Origin of the sequence: Streptomyces sp. NPDC048560 (assembly GCF_040650955.1) — a bacterium.
In the GTDB taxonomy this organism is placed as follows: domain Bacteria; phylum Actinomycetota; class Actinomycetes; order Streptomycetales; family Streptomycetaceae; genus Streptomyces.
The window spans coordinates 252524-266596 of record NZ_JBEZIJ010000009.1 but is presented as its reverse complement, the minus strand read 5'-3'; the positions used below and the strand labels follow the sequence as shown (position 1 = coordinate 266596).

Below are 14073 nucleotides of genomic sequence, written 5' to 3'. Positions count from 1 at the left end.
CGCCCACGGACCCGCGGCCGTTCGCGGCTCGGCGGACCACCGAGGGCTGCCGGGCACGGCGGACGGGGGGTGACCTCACGGCCGTTCAGCAGTGCTCAGCGGATCACCAGGGTGGTGCCGGCCACGGCGGGCAGCAGCTCCCCGATGACGGGATGCCCGGGTATCTCCCCGGCGACCAGCAGCCCGCCGGAGGTCTGCGCGTCGGCGAGCAGGCACAGCATGTCCTCCCTCGCCCGTCCCGCGTCCAGGTGCGGGCGCACCCAGTCGAGATTGCGCCGGGTGCCGCCGCTGACGTACCCGGCCCGCAGCGACTCCCAGGCACCGTCGAGCAGGGGGACGGCGGCGGCGTCCACCACCGCCGTGACTCCGCTGGCCCGCGCCAGCTTGTGCAGGTGGCCGAGCAGCCCGAATCCGGTCACATCGGTCGCGCACACCGCACCGGTCTCCACGGCGGCGGCACTGGACCTGTCGTTGAGTTCCACCATGCAGGCGACGGCGTGCGCGAAGACCTCGCCGGTCTGCTTGTGGCGGTTGTTGAGTATCCCGACGCCGAGCGGCTTGGTGAGGGTCAGCGGCACACCCGGCCGGCCGGCGTCGTTGCGCAGCAGCCGGTCCGGGTCCACCAGACCGGTCACGGCCATGCCGTAGAGCGGCTCCGGGCTGTCGATGCTGTGGCCGCCGCCGACGAGGCAACCGGCTGCGCGGGCCACGTCGAGGGCTCCCGCCAGCACCTCCCGGGCCAGCTCGGCGGGGAGTACGTCACGGGGCCATCCGAGCAGGTTGAGCCCGACGACGGGCCGGCCGCCCATCGCGTACACATCGGACAGTGCGTTGGCCGCGGCGATCCGCCCCCAGTCGCGGGCGTCGTCGACGACCGGCGTGAAGAAGTCGGCCGTCGACACCAGGGCGGTGCCCTCACCGGTGCGCACCACCGCCGCGTCGTCGCCGTCATCGAGTCCGACCAGGAGCCGTTCCTCATCGCCGCCCGGCTCGTGTCCGGGGTTCCGGGGCGGCAGCAGCCCCGAGACCATCGCCTCCAGCTCTCCCGGAGGGATCTTGCAGGCGCAGCCGCCGCCACGGGCGTACTGGGTCAGCCGCACCCGCGCGGTCGGTCCGGCTGAGGGGCCAACTGGCTTCATGTGACGATCATTTCACTCTTGCCCCGGTAGCGTGCGGGGATCACAATCTTGTCCGGAGGCGTTGGGCGGGCTGGTGCCCCTCCCGATCTTCAAAATCGGTGTGGTCCGGAATCCGGGCCAGGCGGGTTCGATTCCCGTCCGCCTCCGCTGACTTCGATCGGGGTGGCACGGGTGGCGGACGAGATGCGGCAGCCGCCGGCAGACCCCCGGCGGCACGTACCGAGCACCACCGTGCTGCTCGGCGATCCCCGGCTCGGCGATGCGACCGCCCGGCTGGGCAGGGCCATCGTCAAGGCCGCGATCGCCACGGCCCAACAAGCCGTACGCGACGGGCGGATCGGCCCCGGCGACGCGGTCCACGCCGCTCTCACCGCGCTCCCCGTACACGCGGCCGGGCTGATCCCCGTACACAACGCCACCGGTGTGGTGCTCCACACCAATCTGGGACGGGCCCCGCTGTCGGGGGCCGCACTGGACGCCATGGCGGCGGCAGGCGGATACACGGACGTCGAGCTCGACCTGAGCACTGGCAGACGGGCGCCCAGGGGCCGCAGCGCCATGGCGGCCCTGCGGGAGGCCGTGCCGGCCGCGGAGGCCGTGCACGTGGTCAACAACGGAGCAGCCGCCCTGGCCCTGGCAGCGGTGACTCTGGCCCCCGGGCGCGACATCCTGCTCAGCCGGGGCGAGTTCGTGGAGATCGGAGACGGCTTCCGCATACCCGAACTGCTCGCGTCCTGCGGCGCCCGGATACGCGAGGTCGGCACCACCAACCGGACCCGGCTCGGCGACTACGCGGACGCCGCCGGCCCGGACACCGGCTTCATCCTCAAGGTCCACCCCTCCAACTTCACCGTGAGCGGCTTCACCCAGGGAGTGGACGCCGGTGAACTGGCCTCCCTGGGCCTGCCCGTGGTGGTCGACATCGGCTCCGGCCTCCTCGCCCCCGATCTGGTACTGCCCGACGAGCCGGACGCGGCCACGGCCCTGCGCGCCGGGGCCACACTCGTCACCGCCAGCGGGGACAAGCTGCTCGGCGGTCCGCAGGCGGGACTGGTCCTCGGCAGGGCCGACGTCGTCGAGCGGATGCGTCGCCATCCGCTGGCCCGCGCCCTGCGCGTCGACAAGTTCACCCTGGCCGCGCTGGAAGCGACACTGCGCGGTCCGGAGCCACCTGTGTACGCAGCCGTACACATGCCGCTGCCGCAGCTGCGTGCACGCACGCTGCGCCTGGCCGAGGGCGTCGCCGGCCGAGGTCTTGACGCGCGCGTCGTACCGAGTGAGGCGGTGGTCGGAGGAGGCGGCGCTCCTGGGACCACCCTGGCGTCCTGTGCGCTCAGCCTCCCCGACGACCTGGCGACGCCGTTGCGCACCGGTGAACCGGCCGTGCTCGGCCGGGTGGTGGGAGGCCGGCTGCTGCTGGACCTGCGGTGTGTACCGCAGACCTGCGACGCGGACATCCTCGCCGCGGTGCTCCGCGCGTCGGGGCTGTGACCATGCGGGTCATCGCGACGGCCGGACATGTCGACCACGGCAAGAGCACACTCATCCACGCGCTGACGGGCACCCACCCCGACCGGCTGGCGGAGGAGCGGCGGCGCGGCCTGACGATCGACCTGGGCTTCGCGTGGACGAATCTTCCGTCGGGCGAACGCCTCGCGTTCGTCGACGTCCCGGGACACGAGAAGTTCGTCCCCACCATGCTGGCAGGGGTGGGGCCCGTACCCGCCGTACTGTTCGTCGTCGCCGCAGACGAGGGCTGGAAACCGCAGTCGTCCGAGCATCTCGCCGCCGTGGACGCCCTCGGCGTACGGCACGGACTGCTCGCCGTCACCCGCTGCGATCTGGCCGACCCCGGCACCGCCACGGCGCAGGCACGGGACCTCATCCGGACCAGCACGCTCGGCGACGTCGAGGCCGTGGCCGTCAGCGCCCGCACCGGCGCGGGCATGGCGCACCTGCGCACCGCACTCGGCCGACTGGCCGCGCGCCTGCCGGACGGGGACGCCGACTCACCCGTGCGGTTGTGGATCGACCGGTCCTTCACCGTGCGCGGCAGCGGCCTCGTGGTCACCGGCACCCTGGGTGCGGGGCGGATCCGCACGGGCGACGCACTCGTGACCGCCCGCTCCGGCCGTCCGGTGCGCGTCCGGGCGCTGCAGGCCCTCGGCGAGGAAACCGGCGAGGTGACGGCCACCGCCCGGGTCGCCGTCAACCTCCGAGGGCTCGACAAGGAGGAGACCGGTCGCGGCGACGCCCTGCTCACCCCCGCAAGTTTCCTCCCGAGCCTGCGCTGCGACGTGCGCGTACAGGGCGGAACACCGGCCGCGGAACTGCCCCGCACCGCCGTCGCCCACATCGGCTCGGCGGCCGTGCCCGTACGCGTGCGGCCGCTCGGCGCCGACCTCGTACGGCTGACGTTGCCGGAGCCGCTGCCACTCCGCATCGGTGACCGCGCGGTGCTGCGCGACCCCGGTCTGCGGCGTGTACTGGCCGGCGTGACGGTGCTCGACCCCCAGCCACCGGAGCTGCGGCGTCGCGGCGCCGCGGCACGGCGGGCGGCCGAGCTCGCCGACACCGGCGGCACCCCGGGAGAGGCGGCCGAGCTACGGCGCCGACTGCTGGTCAGACGCGGGGAGCTGACCGCGATGGGGGTGACTGTCCACACCACCCCGGTCGCGGGCGACTGGCTTGCGGACCCCGCCCACTGGGACGGCCTGCGCGCTTCCCTGGCCGAAATGGTCGTGGCCTACCGTTCCGAACGGCCCACGGAGGAGGGCATACCGGTGGAGGCCGCCCGGCACCGTCTGGGACTGCCTGCCGTCTCCCTCGTGGAGGCACTGGTCACACCGCCCCTGCGGATGAGTCGCGGACGCGTGACCAGCGGGCCCGCGGCGCAGCCCGCCGCCGTGGTGGACGCGGTGCGCCGGCTCACCGCCGAACTCGCCGGGCGGCCCTTCGCCGCGCCCCAGGCCCAACGGCTCGCGGAACTCGGATTCGGGCGGCGCGAACTCGCTGCGGCGGTCCGCTTCGGAGCGGTACTGCGGCTCGCGGAGCACGTGGTCCTGCTGCCGGACGCCCTCTTGCTGGCGGCCGGCCGGCTGAGCGAACTCGACCAGCCGTTCACCGTAGGAACGGCGAGCCGCGCCCTGGAAACCTCCCGACGTGTCACCGTTCCCCTGCTGGAGCACTGCGACGCTCAGGGCATCACCCACCTGCTCCCCGACAAGCGCCGCCGGTGCGCGCCGGGGGACCGGTAGAGGTGGTCCCACCTGTTGCCTCGTCGGGCGGGTGCCCGCGTGGCCTGATCATGCCGGGGGGCGCGGCGGCGGTGTCATGGCCCAGCGGATCGCGGTGGTCAGTGCGCGTCCCGTGGGGGCCACGCATGCTTCGCCGAAGCGCGGCAGCTGGGGCAGTCGCAGCGAGGTCCGGGCCCACCGGGGGAGTGTGGCAACGGAGTTCGCGGCGAGCACCGCGTAGGGAGCGCGCGCGGCCCAGGGCAGGGGCGGGTGCAGCAGTATGAACCGAGCCGCCGCGCGTGCCTCTTCTGTCGGTCGAAGTTCGCACCGGTACGCCGCGAGCCGGGCGCTGAGCTCCTTCGTGTCGCGAGGAGGATCGGCGACGCCCAGTGCTTCCGCGACTCGCGCCATGTCCCGGACGTAGCCGTCGTACCCGGCGGCGTCGAGCGGCTCGGCTCCGAATCGCTGGTGGGCGAGCAGGAAGCTCTCGACCTCGGCCACATGCACCCAGCCGAGAAGGTGCGGGTCTGCGGCATGGTAGGGCTCTCCGGACGAGGTTGTTCCGCGCACCCGATGGTGTACGGCTCGCACTCGGTCGACCGCCTCCTGTGCGTGCTCCGCCGTTCCGTACGTCGTTACGGCGAGGAAGGTACTGGTGCGCTGCAGCCGCCCCCAGGGATCCCCGCGGAAGCCGGAGTGGGCGTCCACGGCAGCCATGGCCAGCGGGTGCAGGGACTGGAGGAGGAGCGCTCGAAGCCCGCCGATGAACATGGACGCATCGCCGTGGACGGTACGGATCGGCCGCTCGGGACCGAACCATCGCGGACCGGGCGTTCCATGGATGCGGGCGCGGTTCTCGGCGCCTGCGGGACCGGCGACCCTGGTGAACACGGCGCTGCCGAGCCGCTCGCGCAGGCGGGTCGCGCTGTGTGCGGACGAACCCATAGGGCCAGTATGCGTCGTCCATGAAACCGTGCGGGGGCGCGCGAGGTGGGCGGGCCGGCGCTGTACCGGTGCGCAGGGCGGACGAGGCGGCCGGATTCCGTCGGTGTCACCGACGGGCTGACCACCTCGCCCCGGTGCGGGAGGAGCGGCGGTCCCGATGAGCCTCGGACCCGCCGGTTCCTCGCTCGGCCGCGGCAAGACGGCCCGGCTGCGTCTGCGGGGGCCCCGAGCCGTCGGCCATGAGGTCCTGCCGAGCGCCGAGCGCTGAGCGCCGCACGGACCGAGCAGGACCTCGCCCGGACTACCGAGGAGTCCGCGAAGGGCGGGTCAGAGGGCGACGAGTGCCTCGACGCGCATCCAGCCCCGACGGTCAGCGGCCGCGTCGGTGGTGACCAGGGCGTAGCTGTACTCGTTGTACCCCGCACCCTCGCAGGTCGATGCGCCGACGATGTCACCTGCGTACTTGGTCTTGACGACGGCACTGTACGGATTCGGGTTCTCGTACACCCCGGCGGTCGGCCACACGACCTTGTACTGGCATCCGGCCGTGGCTGCGGCGCCTGCGATCGGGGCGGTCACGAGCGCGCCGGTGAGGCCGAGCGCGGTGGCCAGGACGGTGGTGGTGAGACGGGTCATGCGCATGATGGGTCGCGCTCCTGGAGAGTCGAGGATATGTCAGGAGCATGATGACAGGCTTCGCCCGGCAGCCGTCCACGGGCGGGCTCCCCGCGCATCGCCCCGGCCGAACGTACTGGGAGCGGAGGGCCGTCCCGGCCGTCTGCGGACAGCAGGATCCACCCGTCGGCAGGACTCTGATCCGACTGATGTCGCGGTTGCCTGGCAGGGGTAGCGTGCCGGCATGACGCCGACGCCGCCCCTGTTTCCGCAGTATCCGATCCGTGGTGTGTGCGTGCTGCACAAGAAGCAGAACTGCGCGCCGCACTTCGCGGGGATAGAGGTGGATTTCGAGCCGGCAGCCGAAGGCTTCGCCTTCGAGGTGGCCCGGGGACTGACGGTTGCGTACGAACCTGCCGAGGACCTGCCCCGCTTCTTCGCGGCGGCTGCCGCAGGGATCGAAGAACAGTTGCGCCTGCCCGAGTACGGCATCCTGATCGCCGCTCGGGTGGTGCTGAGGCGCGCCCGCGCCGACCCGTTCGGCTCCCATGAACGGGCGTTCAAGATCGCGGGTTACCTCGCCGCCCGCGAGGCTCTGGAGTCTGCGCGGGCGCCGCGGCTCTGAGTGCGCCCCCGGACGCCGGCACAGTCACACCCTGCGCGGCTACGGGCTGCGGTTGATGAAATCTGCGGAGCCCTCACTGTCAGACCCGGCTCGTACTGTCGTCGGTATGGGCCTGGACAAGCCAGGTCTCGGGACTCCGGGAGCAGCTATGGGTGAGATCAGTGTGAGCGGCGAACACCTGGACCGGCTGCTCGCCGACAGCAGGCGCACCCATGGTGCCTCGTACCAAGCGGCATTCTCCGAGCTCGCACAGACGCACGGCGGCCGGCCGGTCGGGGAAATCGTGCCGTTGCTGCGGCGGGCGGCGGACCGGGCACTGCTCGGGTTCACAGCCAGAGATCTGCATGAGCAGGCGGAGGCGATCAGCGCCGGCCGACGCTACGTCCTGCGCGTCAAGGTCACGTGAACCAGCTTTGACGCTGGGGTTCGCGGCCCGCCCTCGGCCGGCCTGCGCCCCGAAGATTCGCGAAGCTGGACAGGGGGCACGGTGGGAGGGAATCTCCTAGAAGGTGTAGCGGGTGTGGCTGAACACCTGGCCGTCGTGCCCGAAGCCGTACGCCGTGCAGGGCGCCACCGCGAACAGCAGGTCGTCGCCCTGGCGAATGCCGTCGCCGAAGCCGTGAAAGACCCCCTCCGGGGAGGCGATGTGGTCCCCGTACTGTGCCTCGAACGCTGCGATGACCTCGTCCTGCCGCGCTGAATCGGTCACCTGCTCCGCCGAGCCCTCGATCACGATGTCGAGGCCCTCGGAGAGCGAGTTGTGCCCTGTGGTGAGCGCGCAGTGGGCGTTGCCGGCCAGGTTCTTCGCCTTCTGCTCGCCCCGCCCGGTACTGAAGTGCAGTGCCCCGTCGTGCCATGCGGCGATCAGCGGCGTGACGTGCAGCCGGCCGTCCGGCCGGACCGTGGTGATCCAGAAGACCTCGGCGGCCTGCAGGCGGCGCTCGGCCTCGGCCCAGTCGGTGGCGGTGACGTCCTCCGCGCCCGGGCGCGGATTGAGCGCGGAGCTGTAGCGGGCGTCCAGCTCGGTCGTGGGCTGCCTCGGCTTCATGACGGGCTCCTCTCCTTCTCCCTGTAACGAAGGCTACGCAGCCCGGGCCGCCGTCGCTCAGGCTCGGTTTCGGCACGGAGCAGTGCGCTTCGGCGTCAGGGCGGGGACTACGGTCCTGCGACCCTCCCCGTGAACAGCCCTCTTCGGCGAGCTCGTGGCCGAGGAGGACTGCTTGGACCAGCTTCGGTGCTGTTCCGGCATCAACCACTGCCGCAGGGGCGCCACTTCTTACGCAGAGGATTACGTACTTTCCCGGATGGGATCGAGGCTGCGCTCTGCGATGGTGGCGACGCCGTTGGCCGTGAACGGGCCGGCACTGAGGGGAGCGAACGTGGAGTTGTCCCAGACAGGCAGAGGCATTCGCGCAGCGAGATGGGCTACGGGAGTGGTGCTCGTCCTTGGCTCGCTGGCCGGGTGCGGCAGCGGGGACGGAAAGGCGTCCGACGACGGCGGAGGCACGACGACGGCGGCCGCCGCACCGACGAACGGGCCGGGCGACTACCGTCCGCCGACGGACCTCTGCCCGAAGGTCGACTTCGGCCCCCTCACCGCCGCCGTCGCGCCGGCGGACGGTCAGCCGAAGGGGCAGCGGACCGGATCCGATCCGGCGACGGGCAGCGGTGCCGCCTGCCTGCAGGGCTTCAGGTCGGCCGGGACGAAGGCGGACGGCCGTTCTGTCCTCTACTGCACCGCGTGGAAGGACGTGGCCACCGCGATCAAGCACTACAAGTACGCGCTGTCCTCGGCGCCGGAGGAGGCCGGAGGCCCGGTGGTGCAGGTACCGGGGCTCGGAGGCGGGGCCTTCCGCTACGAGAACGTCAAGGAGGCCACCGCGTTCGCCAGCGACCTCCGGCTGGTGGTCCGGGACAGCAACCTGGAGTGCGAGGTCCAGGTGCAGAGCTTGACCCCCCTGCCGGAACAACAGGTCACGGCGGCCTGGCCGGCCATGGCGGAGACCGTCCGGTCGCTGGTGCCCGAGCTGCGTTCCTGACCGGCGCACCACAACACCGGTCGGCCGATTCGTGAGAGCGGACTGTGCGAGCGCATATCCGCAGCACCGCACGCACACACCGCCTGGCAGGCGGTGTGTGCGTGAGACCTGCCAGGGAGAGCAGCGCGGATCGGGCCGATATACACTCCGCGCTGCTCACCCTGCTCGTCCGTCCCTGGCCGCAGGCGCTACAAGATCGAAAGTGATTGCACATGATCGGACGCTTGTCATCGGGCGACGACCTCGCTGCCGACCTCGGCTCCTCCTCGCTGCCGTGGATGGTTGCCTCGTCCCGATCCCTGCCCGGCTCCCCGGGTGACGTCATGCGGCGCTGCGTGGCTGTGTCCATCGATCTCGTGATCGCCGTCTCTGTGGTGCTCGGCCCGCTGATCGCCCTTGACCGGCTCCTCCCGGACAGCTCGGCGGACGGCGTCTGGCTGGTCGCGGCAGCGATGTGGGCGCCGGCATTCCTGCTGCTGTACTCCCCGCTGAGCGTGTCGCGGTGGGGTGGCACGGTGGGCAAGCGGCTCCTGCACATGGAGGTGGTCCGGGACGCCGACGGCGGGCGGCTCTCCTACGGTGCCGCACTGGTTCGCCACCTGAGCAACCTCGTGATGGTCGCGGTCCCGGTATTCGTGGTCGCGAACGCGACGGCGGCCGGTCTCAGCTCGAAGAGGCAGGGCCTGCACGACCGACTGGTCGCCAGCAGAGTGGTCATGCGGGGCCGGTGAACCGTGCAGCACATCTTGTGCGCGGGTGCCGGCCGGCGCGGGATGCGCACCAGCCGGTCCAACCCTTGGGCCATGGACCGGCCGATCATGTGAACGGGGCACAGGGGATTGGATGTGCTTGCGTGATCCGGGACGCAGCGGGTACGCGAGGTGCGGAACCGGAGCCCGTAATGGCGCGCCGAAGGGAGAAGCGACATGACTGACCGCAGGCCCGAGGGACCCGCCTACACCGGGGCGAAGGGCAGCCCGCCGCCCGTGCCCGCCGACATGCCCGACCAGCAGGTCCAGGACGGTGAGGACGACCTCGACGTGGTCCTCCCGCCGAGTGCCGAACGCGTCGACGCGCGAGCGGACGCCGAGTCCGACGACGACAGTTCCGACCCGGACGAGGCAGGGGCCGGCCGCAACAGCGCCCGCAATGCAGGCGTCCATCCGGAGCACCCCACCCCGGACGAGTCGACCGGATGACCCGCGGCCGACGTGCGACGGGTCGCGCTCCGCGAGGTGCGGGCAGTCGCGGGCAGTAACCGCGCTGACGCGTCGCGGCACCAGGCAGGAAGGCGGCGTTGCCGCTCAGCGCAGGGAGGCGACGTCGCCGCTCAACGCCTCAAACGATGATCACGAGTCCAGCGGCCGTCCCTGCCCGATGAACCATCTACCGGAGAGGTCGGCTGCTTCCGGCTCACGACAGGCTTCCCACCGCCTGCGGCGGTGACCGGCCGTCGAGCTCCGGCGAGTGTGGCGGTTCGCCGGGCGGGGAGCGCCGTGCGTCTGTGGAGGCGCCCCCTCGCAACGGCGTGCCTGCCCTGTGCCATACTCAGCGCGCTTTGCACGTTCCGGAGTCGGGGGACCATTGTTCAAGCTGGAGGAAGCCGCCGTCGGCTCCGCACCCCCCGCCGTCGACGACGTCCGCGACCGGACGGATTCGCCGACAGTACGCACGGTTCCGGTTGTGTCCATCAGCTGCCCAGGCAGCGCCGCATGAGCGGCATAGCACTCACGATCCCGTATCTGGACACCGACGCCGACCAGCTGTCGTTCACGCTTGGCCATCCCGCTCGCGAGGCACTCGCCGTACGCGACCTGACGGTCGGCGGCCTCGATGTGCAGCTCAGGCTCCTGGGCGCCTCCCACCAGGTCTTCGCGGGGCCCGTCCGGGAAACCGTGGCGTGCCTGCCCGGCTTCCAGGGGGGCCTCCCGGACACGGCGGCGCAGGACTTCGGGAACTGGGCCTACCACTTCAGCGCCACTGTGCGGCACTTCGCCGCAGCGGAGTTCGGCAGACAGGTCGCGCAGATCCGCGGCCGGTCGGACGAACACCCCCAGGCGCTGTACGGGATCTTTCCCGGCTCACCGGAAGCGGTCACCGCACTGACCGTCGAGTCGCAGAGCTCCGGACTGACCTGGCACACCTGGCACACCTATCCGCAGAGCGGCCAGATCGTGTCCACGCACACCCGACTGGAGGCCCGATGAAGGCTGCCCGACGCATCGGCCTGATATCCCTCGTCACGGCGGCGCTGGCCGCCTGTTCCGGCGGTTCGGACGACGGCAACGACGTACCGTCCAGCTGGATCCGCTCGGAGTATCGCGGCGCCAGCGCCGGCTACGTCGACAGCAGCGACGCGACGTCCACGGTCGCGAAGGAGATCGACGGCCACACTGCGGCCACGGATCGCGCCAGCGACTCCGGCATGGTCTTCCTCCGCTACCGGGACGACATCGTCGCGATCACCCCCTACCGGCGGGGCAGCAGGATCGAGATCGACGACTACCGCACCGGCTACCACCGCTGGAGGACCCACATCGGATCCGTGTGGCCGGACCCGGACAGCGACGCGTTCCGCGGCGGGGGCCCCGGCTCCGGCAAGTGACCACACCCGCAGTACGCCCACCCGAACTCATGGATGACATTCCCCGAAAGGCAGCCCCGTGGCAGAGATCTTCGAGTCGGCAGGCGGCGCACTGCTCTATGGCCTGGCCGGCTTCGTCGTGATGGCAGTCGGCTTCATAGCACTCGACCTCACCACCCCCGGCAAACTCGTCCATGTGGTGTGGACGGAGCGCAACCGCGGCGCCGCGGTCCTCCTCGCCGGCCAGACGATCGCCATCGGCTACGTCATCGACCAGTCCATCAGGGCCAGCGAGTCGGAACAGGGCCTCGACTACGGTCTGTTCAGCACGTTGTTGTACGGCCTCGCCGGCGTCGCACTGATGACCGTCATCTCCTGCATCGTGGGTCTGCTGACCCCCGGCCGCATGGGTGCCGCCGTGCTCGAGGACCAGGGGGACCGCCCCCATCCTGCCGCCTGGGTCCAGGCAGCCATGTACATCGGCACGGCCTTCATGGTCGGTGCCGCCATTTCCTGAAAGCACCATGACCACCAGCACCCTGCACCACAGTGCACTGACTCCCGCACGCCCGCCGACGACCTACGCGCGAGGGGCGCGTTTCCTGCTGCTGCTCGCTGTGTTCACCTGCGCGGCCTGCGGCCTGGTCTACGAGCTGGCGCTGACCGCGCTGGGCAGTTACCTCATCGGCAACTCCGTGATGCAGACCTCCGTGGTCATCTCCGTCATGGTCTTCGCCATGGGAATCGGTTCCCTGGCCGCCAAGCCGCTGCAACGGCGCGCGGTCGGAGCCTTCGCACTCGTGGAGACACTGCTCGCGCTCGTCGGCGGCCTGTCGGTGCTCATCCTGTACGTGTCGTTCGCCTGGCTGCGGATCTACATGCCGTCCATGGTGGTGGTCACGTTCACCGTCGGCCTCCTCATCGGCGCCGAGATCCCGTTGCTCATGACACTGCTTCAGCGGATCAGGCGGCAGGAGGCCGGCAGCGCGGTCGCCGACATGTTCGCGGTGGACTACGTCGGTGCGCTGGTCGGCGGCCTGTGCTTCCCTCTGCTGCTCCTGCCCTCCTTCGGTCAGCTCAAGGGCGCGCTGGTGGTCGGCGCGGTCAATGCCGTGGCCGGTGTCGTCGTCGTCCTTTGGATCTTCCGCCGCGAGACCCGCCGCAGCGTGCGGATCATGCTGCTGGCGGGGATGGCAGCAGTCCTCGCGCTGCTCGGGACGGTGTACGTGCTCGCCGACGACATCGAGGTCACCGCCCGGCAGCAGCTCTACCGCGACCCGATCATCCACGCCGAGACCACGCCGTACCAGGACGTCGTCGTCACCCAGTCCACCGCGTTCACCGGGAAGCCCGACACGCGGCTCTTCCTCGACGGCGACCTGCAGTTCTCCTCCGTCGACGAGTACCGCTACCACGAGGCCCTCGTCCACCCCGCCCTGTCGGGGAAGCGCTCAGCCGTGCTGATCCTGGGCGGCGGTGACGCGCTGGCCCTGCGGGAGGTCCTGCGCTACGACGACGTCGAAGAGGTGACGCTCGTCGACCTCGATCCGGCGATGACGCGGCTCGCCCGCACCTTCGAGCCCCTGCTCGAACTCAACGATCACGCGCTCGGTGACCCGCGTGTCAACGCCGTCAACGCCGACGCGTTCAACTGGCTGCGGGACGCCGCGCAGCGTTATGACGCGGTCATCATCGACTTCCCGGATCCGGACACCGCCGCGCTGGCCAAGCTCTACTCCGTCGAGTTCTACCACTTGCTGGGCCATGTCCTGACCCCCGGAAGCCGGGTCGTCGTGCAGGGCGGCTCTCCGTTCTTCGCCCCGAAGTCGTACTGGTCCATCGCCGCCACGATCGACGGGGCCGACTACTCGACCACCGAGTACCAGGTGGATGTCCCCAGTTTCGGCAACTGGGGCTACATCCTGGCCACTCCGGGGGCCGACGGCCCACCGCCGCCCCTGCGTCTGGCCGAGGACGCCCCGCCTCTGCGATTCCTGGACGATGCCGTCCTTGAGGCCGCCACCGTCTTCCCCCTGGACCGCCGCCCCCAGGACGTACGCGCGAGCACCCTGATGGATCCCGCGGTGCTCGAATACGCCCGCCACGAATGGCAGAACTACTGAGGGTCTGGACAACCATCGGAGAACGCGTACAGCCGGCGGCTCCGTACTCTGCCTGACCGCCCTTCGCCCGGATCCCGACACCACCGGTTCGAGCGCTCTCACGGTCTCGTAGCACCGCTCCGCGACGGCCTCTTGCGCAGCGAGGGAAGGGCGGCATCGGGGGAGCCCTCTTGAGCGGCGGGCGGCATGGGATTCAGTACCGCTTCCCCAGGTGCCGGGATAGTCTTCCTCGTGCTTTGTCGCACAACAATGGTCCGTGATCACAATTGTGGGACACGGAGGGAACGGCCCACCGACGGGCCGTGACGGTGTCCTGTTTTTTTTGTCCGCTGGGTGCCCGTAGCGCAACGAGGATTGGTCATGGCTGAGACGACAGTCGGGAACTCGCGTCCAGTGCAGCGGGCGCGGTCGCGCGGAACCGGCAAGGTGGGGGAGCCCGAGCTGCGGCAGCTGCTGGACGGGCTGACCGCGGTGCGCGACGGGGACTTCGGCACGCGCCTGCCCGACGAGGCGGACGGTCTGCTCGGTGAGATCGCCACCGTGTTCAACGGCATGGTCGATCAGCTGTCGCTGTTCACCTCGGAGGTGACCCGGGTCGCGCGCGAGGTCGGCACCGAAGGGACCCTCGGCGGGCAGGCGGAGGTTCCCGGCGTATCGGGCACGTGGGCGGATCTGACCGACTCGGTGAACGCGATGGCGGGCAATCTCACGACCCAGGTGCGCGACATCGCGCATGTGGCCACCGCGGTGGCCTTGGGTGACTTGTC

16 protein-coding genes and 1 tRNA gene are annotated in these 14073 nt (G+C 71.0%); 13 read left to right on the top strand and 4 right to left on the bottom strand.

All coding sequences use genetic code 11. The features are described 5' to 3' along the window. Positions 1–95 precede the first annotated feature (95 nt). On the bottom strand, positions 96–1139 hold the full coding sequence (gene selD, locus AB0C82_RS24525) for a selenide, water dikinase SelD (protein WP_362845685.1): 1044 nt from the start codon (positions 1137–1139) through the stop codon (positions 96–98). Positions 1140–1193: 54 nt separating this feature from the next. Here selD and AB0C82_RS24520 point away from each other — a divergent pair. The 3 genes from AB0C82_RS24520 to selB all read left to right on the top strand — a co-directional run bounded on the left by AB0C82_RS24520 (position 1194) and on the right by selB (position 4396). Then, a tRNA-Sec gene (locus AB0C82_RS24520) sits at positions 1194–1287 on the top strand. 35 nt (positions 1288–1322) lie between these two features. Beyond that, positions 1323–2630, top strand: a complete 1308-nt coding sequence (gene selA, locus AB0C82_RS24515; RefSeq protein ID WP_362845959.1) for an L-seryl-tRNA(Sec) selenium transferase — start codon at positions 1323–1325, stop codon at positions 2628–2630. Positions 2631–2632: 2 nt separating this feature from the next. Next, positions 2633–4396, top strand: coding sequence for a selenocysteine-specific translation elongation factor (selB, locus tag AB0C82_RS24510; protein WP_362845957.1), 1764 nt, complete (start codon positions 2633–2635; stop codon positions 4394–4396). 48 nt (positions 4397–4444) lie between these two features. On the opposite strand, the gene AB0C82_RS24505 is transcribed toward selB, so the two are convergent. Then, on the bottom strand, positions 4445–5320 hold the full coding sequence (locus AB0C82_RS24505; protein ID WP_362845683.1) for an oxygenase MpaB family protein: 876 nt from the start codon (positions 5318–5320) through the stop codon (positions 4445–4447). 327 nt (positions 5321–5647) lie between these two features. Then, the gene (locus AB0C82_RS24500; RefSeq protein WP_362845681.1) at positions 5648–5962 is read right to left on the bottom strand and encodes a glycosyltransferase; all 315 of its coding nucleotides are present in this window, start codon (positions 5960–5962) and stop codon (positions 5648–5650) included. Between the two features lie 217 nt (positions 5963–6179). On the opposite strand from AB0C82_RS24500, the gene AB0C82_RS24495 reads away from it, so the two are divergent. Together AB0C82_RS24495 and AB0C82_RS24490 are read left to right on the top strand one after the other, a co-directional pair. Further along, positions 6180–6560, top strand: a complete 381-nt coding sequence (locus AB0C82_RS24495; RefSeq protein ID WP_362845679.1) for a hypothetical protein — start codon at positions 6180–6182, stop codon at positions 6558–6560. Between the two features lie 148 nt (positions 6561–6708). After that, positions 6709–6966, top strand: a complete 258-nt coding sequence (locus AB0C82_RS24490; protein WP_362845677.1) for a hypothetical protein — start codon at positions 6709–6711, stop codon at positions 6964–6966. A gap of 96 nt (positions 6967–7062) precedes the next feature. On the opposite strand, the gene AB0C82_RS24485 is transcribed toward AB0C82_RS24490, so the two are convergent. Beyond that, positions 7063–7608 (bottom strand): pyridoxamine 5'-phosphate oxidase family protein, encoded by a 546-nt coding sequence (locus AB0C82_RS24485; RefSeq protein ID WP_362845675.1) that lies wholly within the window; start codon positions 7606–7608, stop codon positions 7063–7065. Between the two features lie 385 nt (positions 7609–7993). On the opposite strand from AB0C82_RS24485, the gene AB0C82_RS24480 reads away from it, so the two are divergent. The 8 genes from AB0C82_RS24480 to AB0C82_RS24445 form a co-directional block, all read left to right on the top strand. Beyond that, positions 7994–8599 carry a hypothetical protein gene (locus AB0C82_RS24480; RefSeq protein WP_362845673.1) on the top strand — a complete coding sequence of 202 codons (606 nt, stop codon included), beginning with the start codon at positions 7994–7996 and terminating at the stop codon, positions 8597–8599. A 212-nt stretch (positions 8600–8811) separates the two neighbouring features. Then, a complete protein-coding gene (locus tag AB0C82_RS24475; RefSeq protein ID WP_362845672.1) occupies positions 8812–9330 on the top strand; it encodes an RDD family protein in 519 nt (172 codons plus the stop codon). Between the two features lie 195 nt (positions 9331–9525). Continuing rightward, complete coding sequence (locus tag AB0C82_RS24470; protein ID WP_362845670.1) at positions 9526–9798, top strand: hypothetical protein; 273 nt, start codon at positions 9526–9528, stop codon at positions 9796–9798. Positions 9799–10311: 513 nt separating this feature from the next. After that, positions 10312–10806 carry a DUF2617 family protein gene (locus tag AB0C82_RS24465; RefSeq protein WP_362845668.1) on the top strand — a complete coding sequence of 165 codons (495 nt, stop codon included), beginning with the start codon at positions 10312–10314 and terminating at the stop codon, positions 10804–10806. Next, positions 10803–11204, top strand: a complete 402-nt coding sequence (locus AB0C82_RS24460) for a DUF4247 domain-containing protein (protein ID WP_362845666.1) — start codon at positions 10803–10805, stop codon at positions 11202–11204. The genes AB0C82_RS24465 and AB0C82_RS24460 overlap by 4 nt, the downstream gene beginning before the upstream one ends. A gap of 58 nt (positions 11205–11262) precedes the next feature. Continuing rightward, positions 11263–11700 carry a DUF350 domain-containing protein gene (locus AB0C82_RS24455; RefSeq protein ID WP_362845665.1) on the top strand — a complete coding sequence of 146 codons (438 nt, stop codon included), beginning with the start codon at positions 11263–11265 and terminating at the stop codon, positions 11698–11700. A gap of 7 nt (positions 11701–11707) precedes the next feature. Further along, positions 11708–13306 carry a polyamine aminopropyltransferase gene (locus AB0C82_RS24450; RefSeq protein ID WP_362845663.1) on the top strand — a complete coding sequence of 533 codons (1599 nt, stop codon included), beginning with the start codon at positions 11708–11710 and terminating at the stop codon, positions 13304–13306. 360 nt (positions 13307–13666) lie between these two features. Then, positions 13667–14073, top strand: a 407-nt coding sequence (locus AB0C82_RS24445; RefSeq protein ID WP_362845661.1) for a HAMP domain-containing protein, incomplete at its 3' end; no start/stop codon positions are given.